Source organism: Iodidimonas sp. MBR-22 (assembly GCF_029946565.1).
GTDB lineage: Bacteria > Pseudomonadota > Alphaproteobacteria > Sphingomonadales > Rhodothalassiaceae > Iodidimonas > Iodidimonas nitroreducens.
The window spans coordinates 24,742-49,482 of record NZ_JARKVQ010000003.1 but is presented as its reverse complement, the minus strand read 5'-3'; the positions used below and the strand labels follow the sequence as shown (position 1 = coordinate 49,482).

Genomic DNA, 24,741 nt, shown 5'->3' with positions numbered 1-24,741 from the left:
CATTTTATCCGATCCACTTTGATCGGAAAATGCTCTAGGCCAAAAGCCTGTTCATGATAAAGGCCACAGCCAATGAAAAACGGCTGCGGCCTTTATGATCTTTACGGATCAAAGCGGATCGGAATCAGTTGATCTGACGCCGCAAAAAAGCCGGGATTTCAAGCTGTTCATCCCCGCGCTTGCTGGGCACGGGGCGATCTTCGGGCTGAAGCCTGCCGAGGCGGCTTTTTTCTCCGTCTTTTGCCCCATCCTTTAAAGCGCCAGCATCCCCGCCCGGCGCACCATCCGCCTGATCGGCTGAAGGCTGACGGCTGCCGAAGGCGGCCATCCGACGAAACAGCCCGCGCCCGCGTTCCATGCGCGGTTCATCGGATTGCGGCGCTTCGGCCGGGATATCCCGCGCCTTTTCCCGTGCCCCATTTTCAAAAGCCGCCTGGGCGAACACATCGGGCGTGCCATGGGGTTCCGACAGGGAATGAGGCACCTGTGGCGGCGGAGCGATAAACACATCCTCATCCAATGGCGCGGGTTCCGAGGCATTCATGGCATCATTAAGGACTGCCTGATCTTCCGCGCAATCCATGGCATTTGCTGCCATTTCCGGCTCGGACACCAGCGCATCATCGGCGACCTGCGACCGGCTTTCATCGGCCGCCATCTCTTCCGCCGCCAACAGGACCGCCTCGTCTTCATGGGGGGTGTTTTGATCTTCGATGGCCCGGGCCGCCGCCCCTTCATGGCGAAGCTGGGTTGAGGCGGCGGTGCCCATCGCGCCCCCTTGGCGCTGCGGGCGCGAGAAATTAACCACATGCGCCGAAGCTGGCGTAGCAACGGCCAACTGAGCGGCATCGCTTTCGATCCCAGTGGCCACCACCGAAACGCGGATCTGCCCATTCAGGGCTTCATTGAAGGCCGAGCCAACGATGATATTGGCATCCTCATCCACCTGCTCGCGGATATGCCGGGCCGCTTCGTCCACCTCGAACAAGGTGAGATCCATGCCGCCGGTGATATTGATGATCACCCCCTTGGCGCCTTTAAGGGAGACTTCATCGAGCAGGGGATTGGAAATGGCGGCCTCGGCGGCATCGATGGCCCGGCGCTCGCCATCGGCTTCGCCGGTGCCCATCATCGCCTTGCCCATTTCGCTCATCACCGTGCGCACATCGGCGAAATCCAGATTGATCAGGCCGGGCATAACCATCAGATCGGTGATCCCCCGCACGCCGGAATTCAGCACCTCATCCGCCATGCCAAAGGCATCCTGGAAGGTGGTTTTTTCGGTGGCGATGCGAAACAGATTCTGATTGGGGATAACGATCAGCGTATCCACATGCTTTTGCAGTTCGGCGATCCCTGCTTCGGCCGATTTCATTCGCCGATTGCCTTCAAAGCTGAAGGGTTTGGTGACCACCCCAACCGTGAGAATACCGCGCTCACGGGCCGCCCGGGCAATCACCGGCGTCGCCCCGGTGCCGGTGCCGCCCCCCATGCCTGCCGCCAAAAACAGCATATGGCAACCATCGAGATATTGCTCGATCTGCGACAGGGTTTCTTCCGCCGCCCGTTCGCCCACTTCGGGTTTCGATCCGGCCCCAAGGCCGCGCGTGCTTTCAACGCCAAGCTGAATGCGCGCTTCACACTGGCTGTTGGACAAGGATTGCGCATCGGTATTGGCGACCACAAAGCTCACGCCCTGAAGATCGGATCGGATCATGTTATTGACGGCATTGCCGCCAGCGCCACCCACCCCCATGACGGTGATCCGTGGCTGAAGCTCGGTCAATTCCGGCATTGTCAGTTCGATCGACATTGGGCTTCTCCTTTCCTGCTATGGCTCCCCTTTCGGGGCATTGTGCGCCGGCCTGCCCTGCCCGGTCGCGCTGATTTCAAAAATTATCTTTCAACCATCGTCCCATGCGGGCCCATGGCCCCTGCGGCTCTGCCCGGCTTTGGTCTGCTCGCATCTCCAAAGCTTCCCTTGGCGCCAGTGTTGAAAACAACAGCAGCCCTGTGCAGGTGGCAAAGGCCGGGCCGGATGTGGCATCGGGCGATCCGGCAATCCGCACCGGCTTGCCGATCCGCACCTGCTTATCCAGAATGGTTTGGGCCAGATCCCTGATGCCCGGCATCTGTGCGCCGCCCCCCGTCAGCACCACCCGTCGCGCGCCGGTGCCTTCAAAGCCCGAAGCCACCAGACGATCCCGCACAAATTCAAGAATTTCCTCAAGTCTGGGCTGAATGATCCCGGTCAGGGCGGATCGGCTGATCTGGCTCGCCCCATCCTCATCGAATTCGGTTTCGCCCATCTGCGGCACCGTGATCACTTCACGATCATCCTGTGCCGATTGGATGGCATTGCCATGAACGGTTTTCAATCGCTCGGCATGATCAAGGGGGGTGATGAGGCCCCGGGCGATATCCTGAGTCACATGGCCCGCACCCAAAGGCACGATATCCAGATGCACCATCGCCCCCGCCGCAAAAACCGCGATCTGTGTGGACCCCGCCCCCAGATCCACCACCGCAGCGCCCAGATCGCGCTCATCCTCTACAAGGGTGGCAAGCCCCGATGCATAAGGCCCGGCCACAAAGCGCGAGACCGTGAGATGCGCTTTCTGAATGGCGCTTTCCAGATTGCGCACCGGCCCCGCCGCCGCCGACACCACATGCATGGTCACCGCCAGACGATCCCCATACATCCCCACCGGCGCCCGCACGCCATAAGAGCCATCAATACCAAAACAGGCCGGAAAGGCATGGATCACCACCCGATCACCGGGATCAATGGCGGCCCGGGCTTCGGCCAGCACCCGGGCGATATCGGCCTCTTCCACCCGATGGCCATCGATGGCCACATCCACTTCGATCACCTGACTGTGCAATTGCCCGGCGCTGAAACTCACGATCACCGATTCCACCGTTTCCCCGGCCAGCGTCTCGGCCTGCTGCACGGCGGCGCGGATGGCGCGCTCGGCTTCGATGATATCGACGACCGCACCGCCCTTCACCCCCACACATAAACGATGGCCAACCCCCAGAATCGTAAGCCCCTGTTGGGGGTCCATCCGGGCGATGAAACACCCCACCTTGCTGCTGCCCACATCAAGGGCGGCGATCAGCCCCTGCCGGTCGGCGCTCATAGGCTTTCCCCCTCGGCCAAACCCAAAAGCCTGCCTTCGGCATCGAGCCGCACCGCCAAACGATCCTCGAGGCGCAAATCCACAAGGCTGATCGCCCGCTTCAGCAGATCATATTGCTTTTCCAGCACCGCAAAGCGCAGCCATGCCTGTTCCGGCGTCCAGCCATTCTGACGATCATCAGGCCCCGGTTCGGCGGGCAGGCGCAGCAGGATGCCATCGCTCATCTTGATATCCCAGCGGCGATCCCCCACCCGGATAAGGGCCGCAACCCGGCGGGCCAGTTCGGGCGTGTGGGCGATGATCTCAAGAATCTCTCCGGCAGCACGGGGGGCTCCGTCCCCCACGATCAGGGGCAGATCGCGCCAGCGGGCGAGATCATCATGACTCAAAACAACGCCATCCCGATCCACCAGCCCCAGAATGCGATCTTTCTGCCACAGGGCGAAGGGCACCCGCTCATCAAGATGAATAACCAGCCGATCCGGCAGGCGGCGTTCCACCATGGCCCGACGCACCCAACTGATGGCTTCCAGCCGGGCCTTCAAGGCACCCAAAGAAACGGCATCAAAGGTTTGACCATGCACATCGCGCAAGGCTTCCTGCAGGGCGCTATCGGGGGTATGAACCGCGCCTTCCACATCCACCGATCTGATGACCAGCCCCATATCATTTTGCAGTCGCACAAAATTCTGCATCATCTGGCTCTGCAATTGGGGGCCATAGCTGTGCAAGGCCAGAAAAACAGCCAGCCCCAAGCCGATCATGACGATCGCCTTCACGCGGGCCGAAATGGGGCGCGACAGGCTCATCGCATCCCCCCTGCCGCTTTGCCGATGATGCGGATTTCCCACTCCAGATCGATGCCGCACATGGCTTTCACCCGGGCGCGCACCGCTTCCCCCAGCTTTTCCAGATCATCGGCACTGGCCGTTCCAGTATTGATCAGGAAATTGGTGTGTTTTTCAGAAATCTGCGCGCCGCCCAATGTCAAACCCCGGCAGCCGGCCTGATCGATCAGGCGCCATGCCTTTTCCCCCGGCGGATTTTTAAAACTCGATCCGCCCGTGCGGGTGCGCAGGGGCTGGGCCAGATCGCGTTCAGCAGAGATTTCGGCCATGCGCCGGGCTATCGCATCGGGGGCACCGGGCACCCCGCGCAGATGGGCGGATAAAACGATTTCCCCCGCGTGCAAAGCGCTATGGCGATAGGAGAAACCCAGGTCTGCGGCCAAAACCTGCCGCACCGTGCCAAAGCGATCCGCGATCCGCGCCGCCACCAGCACATCGGCCATATTGCGGCCATAAGCCCCGGCATTCATCCGCACCGAACCACCGATGGAGCCGGGCACCCCACGCAAAAATTCAAGGCCAGCCACGCCCTGATCCCGGGCCAGATTGGCCACCGCAAAATCAGAAGCCCCCGCGCCCGCCACCAGATCCACGCCATCGCAGCGGATATCCCCAAGGGATTTGCCCAAACGGATCACCACCCCATCGATACCGCCATCGCGGATCAGAATATTCGATCCCAAACCCAACACGGTCAGCGGCACATCGGAGGGCAAGCCCTTCAGAAATGCGCACAGATCGACCTCATCGGCGGGTTCATAAAAAACCTCCGCCGGGCCGCCCGTGCGAAACCAGCTATAGCGGGCCAAAGAAACATGGCTTTGCAACCTGCCCCTAACCTGCGGCAGGCGATCCATCAAATCCCCCTGCGGCGCGGTCATCATGGGCTGGTCCTCCGGCGATCAGCCAAAGCCGCCCGCAGGCTTTGGGGAAGCGCATGGGCCCAGCGGGTGATCGATCCGGCGCCTAAGCAGATCACCACATCCTCCCGATCTTCATCGCGATGGCCCGATAGCGCGGGCTGATCGGCGAAAAGATCGGCCAGCATCGGCGCCAAGGCCGCCTCATCGGCCACCGCCATCACCGAACGATGGCCATGCGCCTTCAATCCACGCACCAGATCTTCGGCATGGGCCCCCTCGATCGGGGTTTCTCCGGCTTCATAAACCGGGGTGACCAGCACATGATCCGCCTGATTGAAACAGGTGCAGAAATCATCGAACAGATTATGCAGCCGGGAATAGCGATGGGGCTGCACCACCGCCACGATCCGTCCGGCATAGGCCTGCCGGGCCGCGCCCAAGACAGCGGCGATTTCAACCGGATGATGGCCATAATCATCAACGATGGTGATGCCATCCACCGCATCGATCAGACTGAAGCGGCGCTTTACCCCGCGAAAATCTGACAGCGCCCGGCGCAGGCTGGCATCATCAAGCCCCATTTCAAGGCCCACCGCAATCGCCGCCAAAGCATTTTGCACATTATGATGCCCCGGCATCGGCAGGCGCAGATCCGGGATGCGGCGTGTCGTTTCATTGTGGCGATCAGCAATTTCCACGGCGAAATCCGCCCCGCCCGCGCTGAAATTCAGCTCGATAGCCCGCACATCCGCCTGTTTTGAAAAGCCATAGGTGATGATCCGCCGATCATTGATGGCCGCCATCAGGGATTGCACCTCGGGATGATCGATGCACAAGATCGCCGCACCATAAAAGGGGATATTCTCGGCAAAGGTGCGGAAAGCCGCCCGCTCGGTATCGAAATCACCATAGAAATCAAGATGTTCCGGATCGATATTGGTAACAACCGCCAAGGTGGCCGGAAGCTTCACAAAGGTGCCATCGGATTCATCGGCTTCCACCACCATCCAATCGCCTTCACCCAAACGGGCATTGGTGCCATAGGCATTGATGATCCCGCCATTGATCACCGTGGGATCAAAGCCGCCCGCATCCAGTACCGCCGCACAAAGCGATGTGGTGGTGGTTTTGCCATGGGTGCCCGCCACCGAAACGCACCATTTAAGGCGCATCAGTTCGGCCAGCATTTCCGCCCGCCGCACCACCGGGATCTGGCGTTCGCGGGCTTCGCGCAATTCAGGATTATCGGCCCGGATTGCCGATGACACCACAACCACACCGGCCTCGCCCAGATGATCGGCATCATGGCCGATGAAAATGGCAATACCAAAGGCGCGCAGGCGATCCACATTGGCATTGCTGGCAATATCGCTGCCCTGCACCTGATAGCCCAGATTATGCATCACCTCGGCAATGCCCGACATGCCGATCCCGCCAATGCCGATGAAATGGATGAGCCCGATATCAAAGGGAATGTTCTTATTCATGAGGCTCTCCCTTTTGAGCAGCAGTGGTTTCGATCAGATCGGCAAGCCGCAGGGCGGCATCCGGCACGCCCTGACTTTTGGCAGCGGCGGCGGCTTTGCGTAAGGAAGGGGGATCAAGGGCCAGCTTCTGGATCTGCCGGGCCAGCGCCTTGGCGCTCAATGCGGATTCCGGCATCAGCCACGCGCCCCCTGCCTCCACCAGATGATGGGCATTGGCGGTTTGATGATCATCGGTGGCCCCGGGCAAAGGCACCAATATCGCCGGTCGCCCGGCTGCCGTTAATTCCGCCAAAGTGGTGGCCCCGGCCCGGCTAATGACCAGATGGCACCAGAATAAACGCTCGGGCAGATCTTCGATGAAGCTGGCCAGTTCGGCGGCAATGCCTGCCTCCTGATAGCGGCCGCGCACCCGTTCGATATCTTCAGCCCGGCATTGCTGGGTCACCTGCAATCTGTTTTTTAAATGCGGCGGCAAAAGCGACAGGGCATCAGGCACCCTATCTGATAAAACCCGCGCGCCCTGGCTGCCCCCCACCACCAAAAGCCGCAGCATATGATCGGTATCAAGGGGCGGAAAAGGCTTTTGCGCCAAAGCCGCCACCTGATCGCGGACCGGATTGCCGGTCAGCACCGCCTTTTTGCGCCCTGCTGCCTTGAGCCTTTTCGTGGGTTCATAAGACAAGGCAACAACACAGGCAAAGCGCGCCATCAGCCGATTGACCCGCCCCATAATGGCATTTTGTTCATGGAGGCATAAAGCAATGCCAAGGCTGCGCGCCGCCAACAGGGCCGACAAAGCGGGATAGCCGCCAAAGCCGATCACCAGATCCGGGGCATGATGGCGCAAGGCCCGCCGCGCCGCCCCGATATTGGCGATAACCCGATAAAGTGCCCGCAGGCGGATCATAATCCCCCCGGTCATCCGCCCGCATTCCAGCAAAACCGGTTGCTGATTGCGGAAAATGCCGGGCACATCCACCCCCCGCGCATCGGAAAAAAGCACTGTTTCATGGCCGCGTCTGGCCAGTTCCAAAGCCAAGGCATAAGCGGGCATCATATGCCCCCCGGTGCCCCCGGCGGCAATCGCCACCTTCAAGGGCTCTTTTCTGCGCAATGATGAACGGGCCGGGCTCATGTCCAAACCCCCGGACCAAGGCTTGAGCGACGCTCGAACCGATTTTGCCGGGTGAGGGCCAGCACCATGCCCATCCCCCATGTGAGGGCCAGCATCGATGATCCGCCATAGGAAATGAACGGCAAGGTCATGCCTTTGGCGGGCAGCAGGGCAAGATTGACACCGATATTGATCATCGCCTGCAAGCCGAACAGGGCAATCAGCCCGCTCACCGCCAGAATGGTGAAGGGATCATCTTCTTCGGTGAGGCGCATCAGGCTGCGCAGCACGATGGCCGAGAACAGCCCCAGAATAATCAGGCAGGCAAAGGTGCCGAATTCTTCGCCCGCCACCGCGAAAATATAATCGGTATGGGCATCGGGCAGCACCTTTTTCACCGCCCCTTCCCCCGGCCCGCGACCAAAAAGCCCGCCCGCCCGAAAGGCATTGAGGGCCGTATCGATCTGATAGGTATCGCCGCTCGCGGGATTGAAAAACCGGTCGATGCGCGATGTCACATGGGGGATCAGCAGATAAGCCAGCGCGAGCCCGGCGCAACCGCCAAGGATCAAAAGCCCGATCCAAAAAAGCGGCAATCCCGCAAGCACAAGCTGCATCGACCAGATCAGCCCCAAAAGAACCGTTTGCCCCATATCGGGCTGCGCCACCAAAAGCCCGGCGCTGAGGATAAACAGCCCCAAAGCGATCCGCCGACCGGGAAAGCTTTGATCATTCATCGCCCCGGCACAAAGCCACGCCGACAGGATGATGAAGGATGGCTTTAAAAATTCCGATGGTTGCAAGCTGAAACTGCCAAGGCTGATCCAGCGCTTCGCCCCATTATATTCGGCCCCCATGATCAAAGTGAGCATCACCAGAATAAGGCTGATGAAAAACATGATGATCCCGGTGCGCCGGATCATCCGTGGCGATAATAACGACACCCCGATCATGATCGCGATCCCCGCCAGCAGGAAAACGAGCTGGCGCTTGGCAAAATAGAAAATCGGCAGATGAAGGCGTTCGGCAACCGGGGTCGATGCCCCGAAGCTTAAGATCAGCCCCGCCGATAACAGGCTCAAAAGGATCAATAAAAGCTTGCGATCCACGGTCCACCACCAGCGGGCCAGCAGGCTTTCATCGGCGCGCGAAAGGAGGGTCATGACCGCACCTCGTCAGGGCCGGTAACATGAGGCAAAAGCCGCCGCACGATGGCTCGAAAATCATCGCCCCGGGCTTCAAAATCGCGATAATGATCAAAGCTTGCACAAGCCGGCGACAGCAGCACGGTTTCGCCGGGGCGGGCATCATGAATGGCCGCTGCTACCGCCGCCGCCATCGTGCCGCACACCACATGATCAAGCTTGCCATCAAGGGCTTTGGCAAAATCCGGGGCGGCTTCCCCCAGCAGATAGGCTTTTTTGATCCTGCCGAAAAAGGGTTCCAAGGGCGCCAGATCGGTGGATTTCGCCCGCCCCCCGGCAATCCAGCGGATCTGATCAAAAGCAGCCAGAGCCGTGGCGGCGGCATCGATATTGGTGGCTTTGGAATCATTGATATAAACCACATCATCGGCCACGCCCACCCGCTCGCAGCGATGGGCAAGGCCGGGAAAGCTGGCAAAAGATGCCATGATCCCGGCAGCATCCAGCCCCAATTCCAGCCCCGCCACATAAGCCGCTGCCGCATTCTGCCAATTATGCCGCCCGCGCAAGGTGGGAAGATCGCCCAAGGAGCCGATGAGCCTTGCCCCTTCGGCTAAGGAGCGGGCATCGATCAGATCGCCCCCATCCGTCACATAAACCCCATCATCAAGGGGCTGGCGCACCGAGATCGGCACTGTTCTTTGGGGCAGGCGCCGGGCAAGCTCTGCGCTCCAGGGATCATCCACCGAAATCACCGCCAGATGCTGCGGCCCCTGCATCATAAACAACCGCGCTTTCGCCGCCACATAGCCCGCCATATCCCCATGGCGATCCAGATGATCGGGGCTGATATTCAAAAGGATCGCCACATCGGCATCAAGGCTGTGGGTGAGATCGATCTGGAAGGATGACATCTCGAAAACATAAACACCGCCCGCATCCAAAGCCTCTAAGCCCAGAACCGGGATGCCGATATTGCCCGCCAAGGCCACATCGCGGCCACAGGCGGCAAACATGTGCGACAAAAGCGCGGCGGTGGTGGATTTGCCATTCGTGCCGGTGACCGCGATCAGCCCATGGGGCGGCAGATCGCTTTGGGCTTTGGCAAAGATTTCGATATCGCCGATCACCGGCACATGGGCCGCACGGGCCTTTAAAACCAGCGGATGCGGGGCCGGATGGGTGAGCGGCACACCGGGGGCCAGCATCAGGGCATCGAGTTGGCTGAAATCCGCCTCATAAAGATTATTGAGGGGCACCGGCAGGCTTTTCATCCGAAGATCACCGGGATTGTGCGCCAGCGCATCATCATAGGCCAAAACCCGGGCTTTGGATGCGAAAAGCGCCGATAGCGCCGCAAGCCCGGTGCGGGCCAATCCAAAAACCCCGATGGTTTTACCTTCATATGTGCGCAATGGGATCATCGGCTCATCTCAGCTTCAAGGTGGCAAGCCCGATCAGGGCCAGAATGAGCGCAATGATCCAGAAGCGGATGACGATGGTCGGCTCCGACCAGCCTTTATGCTCGAAATGATGATGCAGGGGGGCCATGCGGAAAACCCGCCGACCGGTCAGCTTGAAGCTCGCCACCTGCACGATCACCGATATGGTTTCCAATACAAACAGCCCGCCAATGATCACGAGCACCAGTTCATGCTTGGTCACCAAAGCAACGGACCCCAAAGCCCCCCCCAAGGACAAACTGCCGGTATCGCCCATGAAAACCATCGCAGGCGGGGCATTGAACCATAAAAAGCCCAGACCCGCGCCGATCATCGCCCCGCAAAAAACAGCCAGTTCGCCCGAACCGCGAATATAGCTGATCTGCAGATAATCGGCATAAATGACATTCCCCACCAGATAAGCAATCAGCCCAAAGGCCGAAGCCGCAATGATCACCGGCATGATCGCCAAACCATCCAGACCATCGGTGAGATTGACCGCATTGCCCGCGCCCACAATGACCATGACCCCGAAAATGGGATAAAACCACCCCAGATTGATCATCACATCCTTCATGAAGGGCAGCATCAGCCCCGGCGAACCGATGCTGGCCACCCACAGGCTGACGGCAATCGCAATGGCGCTTTCAATGATGAATTTCAGCCGCCCCGATACCCCTTTCGGATTGGCCTTGGTGACTTTGAGAAAATCATCAAGAAAGCCGATCACCCCGAAACAAACGGTCACCGCCAGGCAGGCCCAAACATAAGGATTCGATAAATCCGCCCATAAAAGCGTGCTGAACACCAGACCGATCAGAATGAGCAGCCCCCCCATGGTGGGGGTGCCCGCTTTGGTGAGAATATGGCCCGCCGGGCCATCGCTGCGGATGGGCTGGCCTTTTTTCTGCTTCTTCTTCAGCCAACGGATGAAGCCCGGCCCGATGACCAGAGCAATCAGCATCGCTGTCAGCACCGCCGCCCCGGTTCTGAAGGTGAGATAGCGCACCAGATTGAACAGGGCAAAATCATCGGCCAATGGCAGCAACAGATTATAAAGCATGAATGTCGTTCCTTTTTCCGCCACCATAACCGGCCGGATCAAAGGCCATTGGCGCGATCCGGGGGCCTGCGCCGGGCCGACTCGCCTGCAATCTGCGATCCTCCATCTGCTGGTTGTGCACCTGCTGGGCCACCGCCAAAAGGCCGGAAACAAGGCGATCGAGGCCCGCCGCACGAGACCCCTTCACCAAAACCACATCGCCCTTGCCAATCAGCGGCAAAAGAAGATTGAGGGCCTGTTCGGGGCTATCGGCTCGCTGCACCGCCAGATCGGCCTTGCGGGCGGCATCCTGCATCAAAGGGCCAAGGGCGATCACGGCATCGAGGCGGGCCGCCTTCAGATCGGGGATCAGCGCCTGATGACTGGCGGCGGCGGTGCCCCCCAATTCGGCCATATCCGCCAGCACCGCGATCCGGCGCGCGCCTTTTTCCGCAGGCCGCCGGGCCAGCACCCCAAGGCTTGCCCCCAAAGAGACCGGATTGGCATTATAGGCATCATCGATGAGGCAAAAAGGACCATCGCCCAGATCCATGAAAAGCGCCCGCCCGCGCCCCCGCCCGGGGCGAAAATCCGCCAGCCCCAAAGCCGCCATCCCCAGATCGCCACCAAGCGCCCGCACGGCGGCCAGAACCATCAGGGCATTCAAAACCCAATGCCGGCCGGGCATGTTCAGCCGAAAACTCAGCCGCAGATCATCAAGATTGGCGGTGAGGCAACTCATCCTTTCATCTTCATGAAGGCGGTGCACATGCACATCGGCAGCGGGATCATCAAAGGAAACGGTCGTGATCGCGGCTTTGGCCGCTTTGGCTGCCTTGATCAAAAAAGCGGCATGGCTGTGATCAATGGCCAAAATCGCCTGCCCGCCCGGCTTCAGGCCCGCAAAAATAGCGGCTTTTTCAGCGGCAATGGCATCAAGGCTTTTGGCCCTGATCGTCTGGTCATCCGCACATTCAAAGCTGTGTTCATCGCCCGCCTCAAACCCGGCGGCATGGGCAAGCCCGATGGTGGTGATGATCGCCAGATCCGGGGCCACAAGGCGCGAGAGGGGGGCGATTTCACCGGGGGCATTCATCCCCAATTCAAAAACGGCAAAGGCGGTTTCCCGGGGCATCCGCGCCAATGACAAAGGCACACCCACCCGATTATTAAAGCTTTTGAAGCTGGCATGGGTCAGCCTGTCGCGGCCCAAAGCCTTGCTCAGCATATCTTTCACGCTGGTTTTGCCGGCACTGCCCGTCACCGCGCAGACCCGCCCCACCATGCGTTTGCGCGCTGCCCGGGCCAGACGATCAAGAGCGGCCAGGCCATCATCCACATAAACCAGCCGTGGATCATTGGGAGCCAGTTCGGCTACCGGTCGGCTGACCAAAGCCGCCACCGCCCCCGCCTCGAAAGCTGCCGCCACATGCTCATGGCCATCGGATCGCGTTCCACCCAAGGCGATGAACAGATCGCCGGGGATGATCTCGCGGCTATCGATCGCCACGCCATCCACAAACCAGCGCCCCGCCGCGCCGCCCTGATCATGGCCATGGCAGCGGCCCCCGGTGACCGTCAGAATTTCCTGCGCTGTCCATAAAGGCTGCCTGATCATGGGCCGGTCCTTTGTGATAGGGCTTTTTGCACCTGTTCCAGATCGGAAAAGGGCAGGATGTGATCGCCGATGATCTGGCCATTTTCATGACCCTTGCCCGCAATCACCAGAATATCGCCGGGCCTGAGCTTGGCGATGGCATCAAAAATTGCCCGGGCGCGATCAGCGATCTCGATAGCATCAGGGCAGCTTTCCACAATCGCCTTGCGGATCGCGGCTGGATCTTCGGTGCGGGGATTATCATCGGTGATGATCACCCGATCCGCATAGCGATGGGCCACCGCCCCCATGGCTGGCCGCTTGCCGCGATCCCGATCACCCCCCGCGCCAAACACCACGGATAAAGCCCCGCTGCAATGGGGGCGCAGGGCCGACAGAACCGTTTCAAGGCCGCCCGGCGTATGGGCATAATCAATGAAAACCCTGCCGCCGCCCGCTTTATCCCCAGCCCATTGCAGCCGCCCCAAAACCGGCTTCAGACCTTCCATAGCCTTGAAAACCAATGCCGGAGACGCCGAAAGCGCGCAAAGGATGGCCGCTGCCAGCAGGGCATTTTCGGCCTGAAACCCGCCAAAAAGCGGCAGATCGATCTGATGGTCCTGATCTCGATAGCGGATGGAAAGGCGCTGACCTTCGGCGGTGGGATCGATGGCCCGCACATGCAGATCGCAATCCGCACCCCGGCCCACTGTGATCACGGCCAGATCGCGGCCTTTGGCCAGATCGATCATCCGCTGGCCCGCCGGACTATCGGCCCAGATCACCGCCACGCCATCAGCCACCAGCACTTCGCTGAAAAGCCGGGCTTTCGCATGGAAATAGGCTTCCATATTATGGTGATAATCAAGATGATCCCGGCTGAGATTGGTAAAAGCCGCCACTTTGGGCTGCACGCCATCCAGCCGATATTGCGCCAGTCCATGGCTCGATGCCTCGCACGCCACATGGGTGATGCCATGGGCCGCCAGATCATAGAGCGTTTCATGCAGGCTCACGGGATCGGGGCTGGTCAGACCACCGGGGCGGTTCAGGCTCTCGCTTTCCACCCCCAAAGTGCCGATGCTGGCCCCGCGCAGATCAAGGGCGCACCAAAGCTGGCGACAGAAGCTGGCGACCGAGCTTTTGCCATTGGTGCCGGTGATGCACACGATATTTTGCGGCTGGGAGCCATAAAAAGCTGCCGCCATCTCGGCAAAGCAACGCTGGGGCCGGGATGAGAACAAAAAGCTTACAGCCGCCCCGGCTTGATGATCGCTTGCCTGATCCTCTGCGGGGGCCAAAATCGCCACCGCACCCCGGGCAATCGCTTCATCAATGAACTGGCGGCCATCGGTGCGGCTGCCGGGCAAAGCCGCAAAAAGATCGCCCGGGCGCACTTTGCGGCTATCGGCGGTGAGGCCGGTAATGACGTGTCCGGCATCGCCCCGCACCCCCAAAAGGGCGGCCAGCGGGCGGGAAATGGGATGCCCGCCGCTCATGGTTTTTTCCTTGAATCTTCGATGACGAACGCCGCCTGCTGGAAAGGACCATTGTCTTCTTCATGGGGCCTCACCCCCAAAAGCGGGGCGATCCGCAAAATCACATCCGCAACCGTGGGCGCTGCCGTCCACCCGCCACCGGCATAATTCCAGGTGGATTTGATGCCCTGCGGCTCATCGATCATCACGAAAACCAGATAGCGCGGATCATCCATGGGAAAAATCCCGGCAAAAGACGAGAGCAGCGCTTTCCGCGCATAGCCGCCGCCCACGGCTTTTTCCGCCGTGCCGGTTTTGCCGCCCACCCGATAGCCCGGCACATCGGCCTGCTGGGCCGTGCCTTTTTGCACCACCAGCCGCATCAGGGTGCGCAAGGTGGCGCTGGTTTTTTCTGAAATCACCGATCTGCCCTTTATCTTTTGATCGGCAGATTTAACCAACAAGGTGGCAGGATGAAGATCGCCGCCATTGACCATGGCCGACAGGCCACTGGCCAATTGCACCGGGCTCACCGCAATGCCATGGCCATAGGCGATGGTCATGGTGGCAATATCGCGCCAGCGATCCGGCACCAAAGGATGCCCCACTTCCGCCAATTCAAGGCTGGCCGGGCGCAAAAGCCCTAAACGGGATAAAAAATCCTGTTGGGCCTCGGTGCCCACCTCCAGCGCCATTTTGGCCGCCCCGATATTCGAGGAATGAACAAAAATCTCGGGAAGGCTCAGCACCCGGTTCTGGGGATGATCGTCGCGAATGGTGAACCGGCTGACCTTGATCGGCTCACTGGCATCATAATGGCTGGCAATCGTCGCCGTGCCCGCCTCCAAAGCCATGGCAAGGGTAAAGGCCTTGAAGGTGGAACCAAGTTCATACACCCCCTGGCTCGCCCGATTGAAAAAAGCTTCCTTGGGCGATGCCGCCGGTTCATTGGGATCGAAATCCGGGACCGAGGCCATGGCCAGCAATTCCCCCGTGCGCACATCCATCACCAATCCGGCGCCACCAATGGCCGAAAAACGATCAACGCTGCGCTGAACCTCATCCATCAGGGCATGCTGTACCCGCACATCCACCGACAGGACCAAAGGCTCATCCACCTTATCCATATCCGATAAGCGGGCATCGAAAAAATGCTCGATCCCGGCCAGCCCCCGGCCATCGGGATCGGTAAAGCCCAGCACATGGGCGGCCAGCCGACCTTGGGGATAAATCCGTTCTTCTTCCTCTTGAAAAGCAAGGCCGGGCAAGCCCAAAGCATTCACCTGCCACATCTGTTTAGGGGTGAGCTTGCGCTTCAGCCACACAAAGCGGCCATTGCCCTGCAGCTTTAAAAGAAGCTGCGCTTCCACCAGATCGGGAAACAGGCGCGACAGCTTCGCCGCCACCTCCTCTGGTTCCAAAATGCGCATGGGATCGGCATAAAGCGATGCGGTCTTGAGATTGGTGGCCAAAACCACCCCATGGCGATCCACAATATCCGCCCGCAAGGCCGTTGGGGTCAAAAAACTTTGGGCGGCGTAGCGGGTTTCGGAAACGGCCTGAAACAAGCCCAGATCAACGATCCGCAGGGCCATCACCGAAAAAACCACGCCAAACATCACAGCCACCACCACAAGACGCTGCCGCGCCTTTTCGATGGCTGTTGCCCGCGCGCCATCCAAACTGACGCGCAAAGACATCATCTTTGCCCCCCGATTTGATCGAGGGATCTTTGGATTCGCGCGGCAAAATCAACCGGATCACGTTTCGTCTCCACCTCGGCGGGCGATGGGGCCCGGACCTTGAAAGCCGCCCTGTTGACGGCGGCCTGCAGATCGGCCGCCATCAGCCGATGATCGGCGGCGGCATAGCGATCCGGCGTTTCAACTTGTGGCGCTTCCGGTTGGGGCAAAGCGGGGGCCACAGGTTTATGCCGGGGCGAAGGCACATGGAAAACATCATCACCCACCCTTTTATCAGGCGTGACTTGGGCCAAAAGCCGCCCTTCCATGCGATAAGGCAGGGACGTGAGGGAAGCGAGCACCTGATCAGGGGTGACCGGGCGCAGGCTCAAGGTCCGTACCGACACATCCTGAAGCGCCTGCGGGCTGGCGAGATAGGCCCATTCTGCTTCCAGCACCCGCACGGCTTCGGAATCGTCCAGAATCTGCTGCTCCAAAGCCGCCAGATGCGCGCGACGGTTTTCCACGCTGTGCTTCACCTTATAAAGGCCACCCGCCGCAAGAATCACGAATGAAAGGGCCAGAATGATCAGAAATTGTCTCATGCGGCATCCTTCCAAGCGGGCGCATCGGTGCGAACAGCCACCCGCAAACGCGCCGAACGCGCCCGGGGATTGCTCGAGATTTCCTGCGCTGTGGGTTTGATCGCCCCCTTTTTGGGCAGATAAAAACTGGGGGCCGGATGATCATCGGGTACAGCCGGGCGATGCCGAGATCCGGCAGGCAGGCGCCCTGCGCGCTCGGCCAGAAAGGCTTTGACGATCCGATCTTCAAGGGAATGAAAGGCAACGATGGCAAGCCGCCCCTCCGGCGCCAAAAGCCGCTCGGCAGCACACAGCACGCGGGAAAGCTCGCCCAGCTCATCATTGACGGCAATGCGCAAAGCCTGAAAACTGCGGGTGGCGGGGTGGATTTTCTTTTTGCCATGGGGGCCATGGCCCACGGTAGCCGCAATGATCTCGGCAAGCTGCAAAGTGGTGGTGATCGGCGTTTCGGCTCGTGCCGCCACAAGGGCGCGGGCGATTTTCCGGGCGCGGGGGTCTTCGCCCAGATGATAGATGATGTCGGCAAGCTCTTCCTCGCTTTTGCCATTCACCAGATCCGCCGCCGATGGCCCCTCACCCCCCATACGCATATCCAAAGGCCCATCAAGCTGAAAGGAAAAGCCCCGGGCGGCGGTTTCAAGCTGATAGGATGAAACCCCGATATCGAGGGTGATGCCCGCCAGCTTGTGCACATCAAGATCGCGCAACAGGGCTTCCATCTCGGAAAAGCGACCCTCCAGAAGACGGAACCGCCCTTCATAGGCGCGCAGCATCTCGGCCCCACGGGCAATCGCCTCGGGATCACGATCAATGGCATACACCGTGATCTGGGGTGATCGATCGAGCAAAGCCCGGCTATAGCCCCCGGCACCAAATGTTCCATCAACGAAACGGGCATGGGCGGGCAAGGGCTGATGTGTGGGGACCAGGGCATCGATCACGGCATCGCACATCACCGGCACATGGCCATGATGGGGCTTGGCACGGCCCGGAATTTTGCGGGCAGCTTTGCTCATGACCCGTCTCCGCCGGTGCTGGGGGCACGGGGGCGCATGGCCCCAAGGCGCATGGCGGCGGCCCGGGCCTTTTCGCGCTGGGCATCGCGATAGGCTTCCCAGGCCGCAGGCTCCCAGATCAGGATCTTTTCGCCCACCCCCACAAACACCGCCATATCGGTGATCGAGGCAAACTGCATCAGGGATTGCGGCAGCAAAATCCGCCCGCCGCCATCAAAAGGCAGATCGAAAGCGGCCCCCAGAATCGTTGCGGCCAGGGCTTCTTTTTCATCTTCAAAAGCGCCGAAATCTTCGGCCAGCCTTTGGGACAATTCATCCATATATTCGCGGGAGCTGGCTTCCAGACAGGGCAGCTTGAAGCTTTCATAAACGACGATGCCGCTGAATTCACTGCGTTCCAGCAAGGCACGATAGCGCGCAGGAACGGAAACCCGCCCCTTGGCATCCACCTTATTGCTGTAATTGGCTGTGAAGCGCATGCCCCGCTGCCATCCCTGTTTGTGCATCTCGAAAGCTGAGCCCAAAGATGCGTGATTGCTGTTGCCCCTGATTTTTTTGGGTTTATATGGGATACCATGCCACAATATGGTTCGCAATGGGATGAAGCCCTTTTTGCAGTGCTTTTGAGGGCTTTGGGCCGGTCTTTCACAGCAATGTCTTAAGAGTGCAGACAAATCAGGCTAAATTGAAAGAAATGAAACCATGGCAAAGACTTGCCCGAAACCATCGGGATCAAAGCCTTTTTTGGTATTCGTTCTTTCTATGTTCTATATCACATCCTGATTATGCGCTTTATCGAAACATCTTGTGATATTTTGGAAAAAGTGCCGCCAAAGCGCGGCTGGCCACCGAGTCGGCAGCCCTGATGAAGATGACACGATCCGACATCTTCAGATGCATTCATCAATATTTGGGAATAATGCGCCAGATGGCCTGTAAGCCGGGTTCTGTGCCCCTGTTTGATCGCAACCAAACAGGGCGACGACCATTCCTCTAGGGCTGCCGTTGCCGACAGCCTCAAGCGATCAACCCGGACGACGGCCCAAAGACAAGGCCATATGCCGTCCCTATTCGATCTTGCTCCCGGTGGGGTTTACCATGCCCGCCCTGTTACCAGCGCGGCGGTGCGCTCTTACCGCACCCTTTCACCCTTACCCGGCACCATGGTCCTGCAAGGCAGGGGGCCGGGCGGTTTGCTTTCTGTGGCACTGTCCCTGAAGTCACCTTCGCCGGGCGTTACCCGGCACCGTGTCTTTGTGGAGCCCGGACTTTCCTCGAAATCCGCTAAGCGGATCGCGCGGCCGTCCGGCCATCTGGCGCGCCTCTCAGATGAGCCATAAAGCCAAAGAGATCAAGATCAATCGCCCGTCCATGTCCCGAAAATCATCGGATCGCCTGTCCAGGGATCGCCATGCTCTCAAAGCGGCCTTGCGCCAGCAGAGCAGATGAGGCAAATTCCCCCCTGTTTTGATCTTTTAGGGAATTGGCGATATGACGCAGGCGCATAAAAATATGTCGGGTAAAGCGATCCGGCTTTTGGGCATTGCCGTCCTATCTGTGATGCTGGCCGGGTGCAGCTGGTTTTCCAGCAAGGAAGTGGACCCGATCTTTTCCAATATGCCCATGGGGCCAGACAGCCAAAGCATCAAAAAGCAATTTCCCGATGGCCTGCCCGGTGATCGCGACAACAGCCGCCATATGCGCACCAGCGATGCCCAGCCCGCGCTTCATCCCATCCCTGAAGCCGCCCCGCAATAAGGCCCCCGATCGGCCTTCATGATCGGCCTTTATCCCGGCGATAACAATCCAGAAAAATCCGCACCGCCCGGGCCACATGATCATCGATGGCCCTGGCCGAAAGGGGTGGTTCGATCCCCAAAGTGCGCCGCAGATGCAGGTCGCCGCGCATCAGGGTTCCAAAAAGCCGGGTCGCCTCGGCCCTGTCCTCGCACGTAAAAGCCCCCTGCGCCGCCGCATGGGCCAGCACTTTTTCAATGCCCGCCGCCAGCCGCCCGGGGCCTTCTTCAAAAAACATCTCCACAAGCTTTGGATGGCTTTCGCAATTCACTGCCAAAAGCCGGAACAAAGCCACTGCATCTTCAGACACCACCAAGGTCACATAACGCCGCCCAATCTCGCACAGCCGATCTTCCAAAGATCGCGGGGCCGCCCCCGCCACCGGATCATCAGGAAAAAATTCCGAAACCCGTTGCTTGATCACCGCCCGAAAAAGCCCTTCCTTATTGGTAAAATGGCTATAGACCGTTTGTTTTGAAACGCCCGCCCGCTGGGCAATCTGATCCATCGCCGCCCGATCAAACCCCATTTCCAAAAACAAATCCCCGGCGGCATCCAATATGGCCTGATGCTTATCCGTGCTGCGCGGCCGCCCGCGCACCGCCAAACAACGGCCTTTCGCTTTTTCCGGCTGCTGTTTCATCCAGACAAAACCCTCAAAATTTATTTATTGGACTATAAAGTCCAGTTTTGTTATAAAGCGAGACTGTTGGAAGAGCAAGACCCTGGAAGAGTGCAATCCTCAAATGATGGATCGTCTCGTTTCTGATCACAGGCTCTTTCCGAGCACGATGGATAGGCTGACCCTGTGGCTGATAGGCCCCTCTTTTGGATAGCGACGGCATGACCGATTCTTCTTCACCATTTTGGCACAGATTTTCCCCTTCTATATGGAAAAGGCTGGCGATGGCCGCCGGGCTTTTGGCGCTGATCGGGCTTGCTTTTCTCATCATTCTCGATGGCATGGGCAAGGGGCTATCGCCCTTGGCCGGCTCTGGTGATCAAGGGGCGGAAGAACGGGCCATGCCGGTTTCCGTTCTGGTGGTTGAGATGAAAGCGCATTATGAAATCGCCCGGGGCTTTACCGGGCGGGTGGTTTCGCGCCGGGCAGTGGATCTGGCCTTTGATAATGGCGGCATCATCAATCAGATCACCGTGGATAATGGGGCGCGCATCGAAAAAGGGCAGGCGCTGGCTTTTCTCGATACGGATCGGCTGATGGCCCGCAAATCGGAATTGGCAGCGAGCCTCGCCGAAGCCGAAGCCAATCTTTTGCTCAGCCGCAAAACCGTGGAGCGCATCCGCGCGCTGTTCAAACAAGGCCATGTGACCGAACAAAGGCTGGATGATGCCATCGCCGATACGGATATGGCTCTGGCCCGGAAAACCAGCGCCGCCGCCGCGCTCAATTCCATCGAGGTCGATCTGCAAAAAGCGGTGTTGTTTGCCCCGTTCGATGGGATCATTTCCCGCCGTCTGCGCGATGAGGGCAGCATCATCGCGGCGGGCACGCCGGTTCTCAATCTGATCGAGGGGGGCAGCCTTGAAGCCGAAGTGGGGATGCCCCTCGATTTTTCCCATCGCTTGCAACCGGGCGATCATGTGCCCTTGAAAACGCAGGATGGCCATCTGGTTTTTTCCAGAGTGAAAAGCGTGGTGCCTTTGGTGCGGGGGTCCACCCGCACGGCCCTTGTCACCCTTGATATCAGCGGCGATGTTGCCAATCTGATCGCCGATGGATCGCTGGTGACCGCCGAAATAGAAGAGCCGGTGGAAACCCCGGGCTTTTGGGTTCCCCTGCGGGCGCTGACCGCCGATGTGCGCGGCCTGTGGCGGGTTTATAAGGTGATCGAGACCGATGCGGGCGATGAACGGATCGTTTTTGAAAATGTCCAGATTCTGCATAGCACCGATGATCGCGCCTTTGTTTCGGGCACGGTATCGGATGGGGATCGGCTGATTGATGGCGGGGTTGCCCGCATTGCCCCCGGCAAGCGGGTGGAGGTGGTGAAAACCAGCCATTTCGATGGCGGAAAAGCCGATCCATCAAAAGCCCAATCCCCCCAAACCAAACAAAAAGGCTAGGATGATGGGCAGTCTTTATCGCTATCCGCGCCTGATCATTCTTTTGCTGCTTTTGATCATGGTGGCAGGCAGTGCCGCCATCACCACCATGCCGCGCCTGGAAGATCCCCATATGGAAAATCGGGTGGCTTTCGTGATCACCCGTTTCCCCGGCGCCAGTGCCGCCCGGGTTGAGGCGCTGGTGACCGAAAAAATCGAACGCAAGCTGCGCGAAGTGGCCGAGGTTGATGATATTTCATCAAGTTCGCGGGTGGGATTGTCGTTCATCACCATCGAAATGAAAGACGAAGTGGATGATGTGGATCGCGTGTCCGCCCTTTTGCGCGACAAGCTCGGCGAACTGACCGATCTGCCCGAGGGGGCTGGCGATCCCGTTTATGATGATGATCGGCTTTATTCCTTTACCGCCATCATCGGCCTTGTCTGGCACGGGGAAAGCGCCCCCAATTATGCCATTCTGGGCCGCCATGCGCGCGAGCTTGATACCCGCCTGAGCAATATTCCCGGCACCGATTTTGTGCGCACCTTCGGGCTGCCCAGCGAAGAAATCGCGGTGACCATCGATGATGATATGCTGGCGGCCATGGGCATGTCGGCATTGGATGTGGCCAATCGCGTCTTTGCTGCCGATAGCAAAAACAGCGCCGGCACATTATCGGGCGAAGATAATCGCTATGTGATTTCGGTGGATGGGGCCTTTGACAGCTTAGAGCGCATCCGCACCATTCCCATTTCCACCAATGCCGATACCGGCATCGCCACTTTGGGCGATGTGGCAAAGATCGAGCGCACGCACCGCGATCCTCCCGATAGCCTTGCCTATCTTTCCGGCGATTATGGGGTGGTGGTGGCCGCCCGGATGCTGGAAGACAATCGTATCGATGGCTGGATGGAAAAAGTGCAATCGATGCTCGATAGCTATCAGGCCACCCTGCCGGAAAATATCACCGCCGATATTATTTTCGATCAGGCGCAATATACCCATCAAAGGCTATCGGATCTGATGCAAAATCTGATCTACAGCGCCTTTATCGTGATCATCGTGCTTTTGATCACTTTGGGCTGGAAAGCGTCATTCATTGCCGGATCGATTCTGCCGCTCGCCGCCCTTGCATCATTGGCGGTGCTCAATCTGCTGGGTTTTCAGATCGAACAGATGGTGGTCACCGGGATGATCGTCGCCCTTGGCATCATGGTTGATAATGCCATCGTCGTCACCGATGAGGTGCAGGGCCGCCTTTTGCGGGGCGAGCGGCGATCCCAGGCCGTGGCCCGTACCATCCGCAAATTATGGCTGCCTTTGATGGGCTCCACCATCACCACGGTGATCGCCTTCATGCCGATCATCCTGATGCCCGGCAATGCCGGTGAATTTGTGGGCGGCATTTCGGCCAGTGTCATCGCCGCCCTGATCACCAGCTATATCATCAGCTTCACCATCATCGCTGCGATGGCCGGGCGCGTGCTCACCCGATCCGATCCGGTGCAGGATGCCACCCAAGGCAAGCATCACAGCCGCACATGGTGGCGCGATGGGGTGGATGCAAAGCCCATTCGGCTGGCATTTCGCCGCTCGCTGCACTGGTCGATGAACCATCCCCGCGCCTCATTGCTTGTGGCCAGCGCCCTGCCCCTCACCGGCCTGCTGCTGGCCAGCACCCTCGATGAACAATTTTTCCCGCCGGCTGATCGCGATCAATTTCATATTGAAATGACCCTGCCGGCCCAAGCCAGCATCGAAGAAACTCGCCAGTTGGTCGAAGATGTCCATGCCCGGCTGGCCGAAGATCCCGATCTTTTGTCGGCGCATTGGTATATCGGCCAAAGCGCTGCCAAATTTTATTATAATCTGCTGACCAATCGTGATGGCGCGGCCAATTATGCCCAGGCCATGATCACGGCCAAAAGCCCCGCAGCGGCGGATCGCATGATCGATCGCTATCAGGATCGCCTTGATCGCGCCTATCCCCATGTGCAAACGCTGGTGCGCAAGCTGGAACAGGGCCCGCCCTATAATGCCCCGGTGGAAATCCGCATCCATGGGCCGGATATCGAAACCCTGCGTGAATTGGGCGAACAGGTGCGCGGGGTGATGGCATCGGTTCCCAACATCATCCACAGCAGCACCAGCCTTGAAGTGGGGCGGCCGGAAATCACCATCGTTCCCAATGAGCGCGCCGCAGCCACCCTTGGCATCGATCTTCGGATGATTGCCGATCAGATCCGGGCGGCGGTGGATGGGGTATCGGGCGGCTCGATCATCGAAGAAACCGAAGATGTGCCGGTGCGGATCAGAACCAGCAATGAAGGCCGCACCAGCCTTGAAGGGCTGCGGGCTTTGGATCTGGTCCCCGGCATCAGCAATCGCGAAGCCGATGGCAGCTTTTCCAGCGTGCCGCTCACCGCTTTGGCCCGGCTCGAAATCAAGCCCTCGGTGGGATCGATCCCCCGACGCAATGGCGAGCGGATCAACACGGTGCAGGGCTTTATTCCCCCCGATATTCTGCCCGAAACGGCCTTTGCCGAGATAAACAGACGCCTTGACGCCGCCAATTTCTCGGTCCCGCCGGGCTATAGCATCGATTATGGCGGGGAAAGCGAAGAGCGCAATGAAGCCGTGGGCAAATTGATGGCACAAGCAGGCGTGCTGGGGGTGCTGGGGGTGATTGCCATCGTCCTCACCTTCAATAGCTTTCGCCTGGCTGCCATCACCTTTGCATCGGCCATTCAGGCGGCAGGGCTTGGGCTTTTGTCGCTATGGGTTTTTGGCTATCCTTTGGGCTTTGTGGTGATCGTGGGCCTGATGGGGCTGATCGGGCTGGCCATCAATGCCTCTATCGTTATTTTATCGGAGCTGAAAAATGATCCCGCCGCGATGGATGGCGATGATGAGGCGATCATCCATGCGGTGATGTCCACCGGGCGGCATATCATTTCCACCACCCTCACCACCGTGGGCGGGTTCATGCCCCTGATCCTGTCGCCCAGCAGCTTTTGGCCCCCCTTTGCCGTGGCCATTGCGGGCGGTGCGCTTTTCACCATGATCGTCTCATTTTATTTTGCGCCCGCCGCCTTCAAGCTGATGCTGGGGCGGAAAAGCCAGAGCAGCCAGGATGAACTGGCCAGTGCTTCGCCTGATCTGCTCAGCCGTGCCGGGGAATGATCACAGCCCATCGATGGCGGCGCTCAAGCGGGCGCCTTTATCGGTGGCAATCCGCTCCAATGTGCGCACACGTTCTTCCAATTGATCGATGCGCTGCAATTGATCGGCCACCCCCAGCTCTTTCAGTCGGCTTTCCAGATCCTGCATCCTGTTTTTGGTCTTGTTGCGATTTTTCAGCACCTCACCAATAGTGGCAATCAGCACGATCAGAACAACCATCTCAAACACGCCCAT

20 protein-coding genes and 1 other RNA gene are annotated in these 24,741 nt (G+C 59.2%); 3 read left to right on the top strand and 18 right to left on the bottom strand.

The window, feature by feature from the left end; all coding sequences use genetic code 11:
• Nucleotides 1-124: 124 nt before the first annotated feature.
• From ftsZ to rnpB, 16 genes are all read right to left on the bottom strand, one after another.
• Nucleotides 125-1,813 (bottom strand): cell division protein FtsZ, encoded by a 1,689-nt coding sequence (gene ftsZ / locus QK300_RS03265; protein WP_281300435.1) that lies wholly within the window; start codon nucleotides 1,811-1,813, stop codon nucleotides 125-127.
• Between the two features lie 76 nt (nucleotides 1,814-1,889).
• Nucleotides 1,890-3,143: a cell division protein FtsA gene (gene ftsA / locus QK300_RS03260; RefSeq protein WP_281300436.1), complete on the bottom strand. Its 1,254-nt coding sequence runs from the start codon at nucleotides 3,141-3,143 to the stop codon at nucleotides 1,890-1,892.
• Complete coding sequence (locus QK300_RS03255) at nucleotides 3,140-3,952, bottom strand: cell division protein FtsQ/DivIB (protein WP_281300437.1); 813 nt, start codon at nucleotides 3,950-3,952, stop codon at nucleotides 3,140-3,142. Before QK300_RS03255 ends, ftsA begins: the two co-directional genes overlap by 4 nt.
• Complete coding sequence (murB, locus tag QK300_RS03250) at nucleotides 3,949-4,875, bottom strand: UDP-N-acetylmuramate dehydrogenase (protein ID WP_281300438.1); 927 nt, start codon at nucleotides 4,873-4,875, stop codon at nucleotides 3,949-3,951. The genes QK300_RS03255 and murB overlap by 4 nt, the downstream gene beginning before the upstream one ends.
• Nucleotides 4,872-6,341 carry a UDP-N-acetylmuramate--L-alanine ligase gene (gene murC / locus QK300_RS03245; RefSeq protein ID WP_281300439.1) on the bottom strand — a complete coding sequence of 490 codons (1,470 nt, stop codon included), beginning with the start codon at nucleotides 6,339-6,341 and terminating at the stop codon, nucleotides 4,872-4,874. Before murC ends, murB begins: the two co-directional genes overlap by 4 nt.
• The gene (gene murG, locus QK300_RS03240) at nucleotides 6,334-7,476 is read right to left on the bottom strand and encodes an undecaprenyldiphospho-muramoylpentapeptide beta-N-acetylglucosaminyltransferase (protein WP_281300440.1); all 1,143 of its coding nucleotides are present in this window, start codon (nucleotides 7,474-7,476) and stop codon (nucleotides 6,334-6,336) included. The genes murC and murG overlap by 8 nt, the downstream gene beginning before the upstream one ends.
• Entirely contained in the window at nucleotides 7,473-8,618 is a 1,146-nt protein-coding gene (ftsW, locus tag QK300_RS03235; RefSeq protein ID WP_281300441.1) for a putative lipid II flippase FtsW, read from the bottom strand. The genes murG and ftsW overlap by 4 nt, the downstream gene beginning before the upstream one ends.
• Nucleotides 8,615-10,024, bottom strand: coding sequence for a UDP-N-acetylmuramoyl-L-alanine--D-glutamate ligase (gene murD / locus QK300_RS03230; protein WP_281300442.1), 1,410 nt, complete (start codon nucleotides 10,022-10,024; stop codon nucleotides 8,615-8,617). Before murD ends, ftsW begins: the two co-directional genes overlap by 4 nt.
• A gap of 4 nt (nucleotides 10,025-10,028) precedes the next feature.
• Nucleotides 10,029-11,105, bottom strand: a complete 1,077-nt coding sequence (gene mraY, locus QK300_RS03225) for a phospho-N-acetylmuramoyl-pentapeptide-transferase (protein WP_042086187.1) — start codon at nucleotides 11,103-11,105, stop codon at nucleotides 10,029-10,031.
• Nucleotides 11,095-12,702, bottom strand: coding sequence for a UDP-N-acetylmuramoyl-tripeptide--D-alanyl-D-alanine ligase (murF, locus tag QK300_RS03220; RefSeq protein ID WP_281300443.1), 1,608 nt, complete (start codon nucleotides 12,700-12,702; stop codon nucleotides 11,095-11,097). Before murF ends, mraY begins: the two co-directional genes overlap by 11 nt.
• Nucleotides 12,699-14,180, bottom strand: coding sequence for a UDP-N-acetylmuramoyl-L-alanyl-D-glutamate--2,6-diaminopimelate ligase (locus QK300_RS03215; RefSeq protein WP_281300444.1), 1,482 nt, complete (start codon nucleotides 14,178-14,180; stop codon nucleotides 12,699-12,701). Before QK300_RS03215 ends, murF begins: the two co-directional genes overlap by 4 nt.
• The gene (locus QK300_RS03210) at nucleotides 14,177-15,862 is read right to left on the bottom strand and encodes a penicillin-binding protein 2 (protein ID WP_281300445.1); all 1,686 of its coding nucleotides are present in this window, start codon (nucleotides 15,860-15,862) and stop codon (nucleotides 14,177-14,179) included. Before QK300_RS03210 ends, QK300_RS03215 begins: the two co-directional genes overlap by 4 nt.
• Nucleotides 15,859-16,446, bottom strand: a complete 588-nt coding sequence (locus tag QK300_RS03205) for a hypothetical protein (RefSeq protein WP_281300446.1) — start codon at nucleotides 16,444-16,446, stop codon at nucleotides 15,859-15,861. Before QK300_RS03205 ends, QK300_RS03210 begins: the two co-directional genes overlap by 4 nt.
• The gene (rsmH, locus tag QK300_RS03200) at nucleotides 16,443-17,462 is read right to left on the bottom strand and encodes a 16S rRNA (cytosine(1402)-N(4))-methyltransferase RsmH (RefSeq protein ID WP_281300447.1); all 1,020 of its coding nucleotides are present in this window, start codon (nucleotides 17,460-17,462) and stop codon (nucleotides 16,443-16,445) included. Before rsmH ends, QK300_RS03205 begins: the two co-directional genes overlap by 4 nt.
• Entirely contained in the window at nucleotides 17,459-17,941 is a 483-nt protein-coding gene (locus QK300_RS03195) for a hypothetical protein (protein ID WP_281300448.1), read from the bottom strand. The genes rsmH and QK300_RS03195 overlap by 4 nt, the downstream gene beginning before the upstream one ends.
• 441 nt (nucleotides 17,942-18,382) lie before the next feature.
• An RNA gene (gene rnpB, locus QK300_RS03190) (RNase P RNA component class A) lies at nucleotides 18,383-18,779 on the bottom strand.
• Between the two features lie 174 nt (nucleotides 18,780-18,953).
• Here rnpB and QK300_RS03185 point away from each other — a divergent pair.
• Nucleotides 18,954-19,220 (top strand): hypothetical protein, encoded by a 267-nt coding sequence (locus tag QK300_RS03185; RefSeq protein WP_281300449.1) that lies wholly within the window; start codon nucleotides 18,954-18,956, stop codon nucleotides 19,218-19,220.
• A 16-nt stretch (nucleotides 19,221-19,236) separates the two neighbouring features.
• Here QK300_RS03185 and QK300_RS03180 read toward each other — a convergent pair whose 3' ends face one another.
• Nucleotides 19,237-19,902 (bottom strand): TetR/AcrR family transcriptional regulator, encoded by a 666-nt coding sequence (locus QK300_RS03180; protein WP_281300450.1) that lies wholly within the window; start codon nucleotides 19,900-19,902, stop codon nucleotides 19,237-19,239.
• 263 nt (nucleotides 19,903-20,165) lie between these two features.
• Between QK300_RS03180 and QK300_RS03175 the strand changes: the two genes are divergently transcribed.
• Together QK300_RS03175 and QK300_RS03170 are read left to right on the top strand one after the other, a co-directional pair.
• Nucleotides 20,166-21,344 carry an efflux RND transporter periplasmic adaptor subunit gene (locus tag QK300_RS03175; protein ID WP_281300451.1) on the top strand — a complete coding sequence of 393 codons (1,179 nt, stop codon included), beginning with the start codon at nucleotides 20,166-20,168 and terminating at the stop codon, nucleotides 21,342-21,344.
• A gap of 4 nt (nucleotides 21,345-21,348) precedes the next feature.
• A complete protein-coding gene (locus QK300_RS03170) occupies nucleotides 21,349-24,507 on the top strand; it encodes an efflux RND transporter permease subunit (RefSeq protein ID WP_281320811.1) in 3,159 nt (1,052 codons plus the stop codon).
• Here the strand turns inward: QK300_RS03170 and QK300_RS03165 are convergent, their stop codons facing one another.
• The gene (locus QK300_RS03165; RefSeq protein ID WP_052371251.1) at nucleotides 24,508-24,741 is read right to left on the bottom strand and encodes a hypothetical protein; all 234 of its coding nucleotides are present in this window, start codon (nucleotides 24,739-24,741) and stop codon (nucleotides 24,508-24,510) included.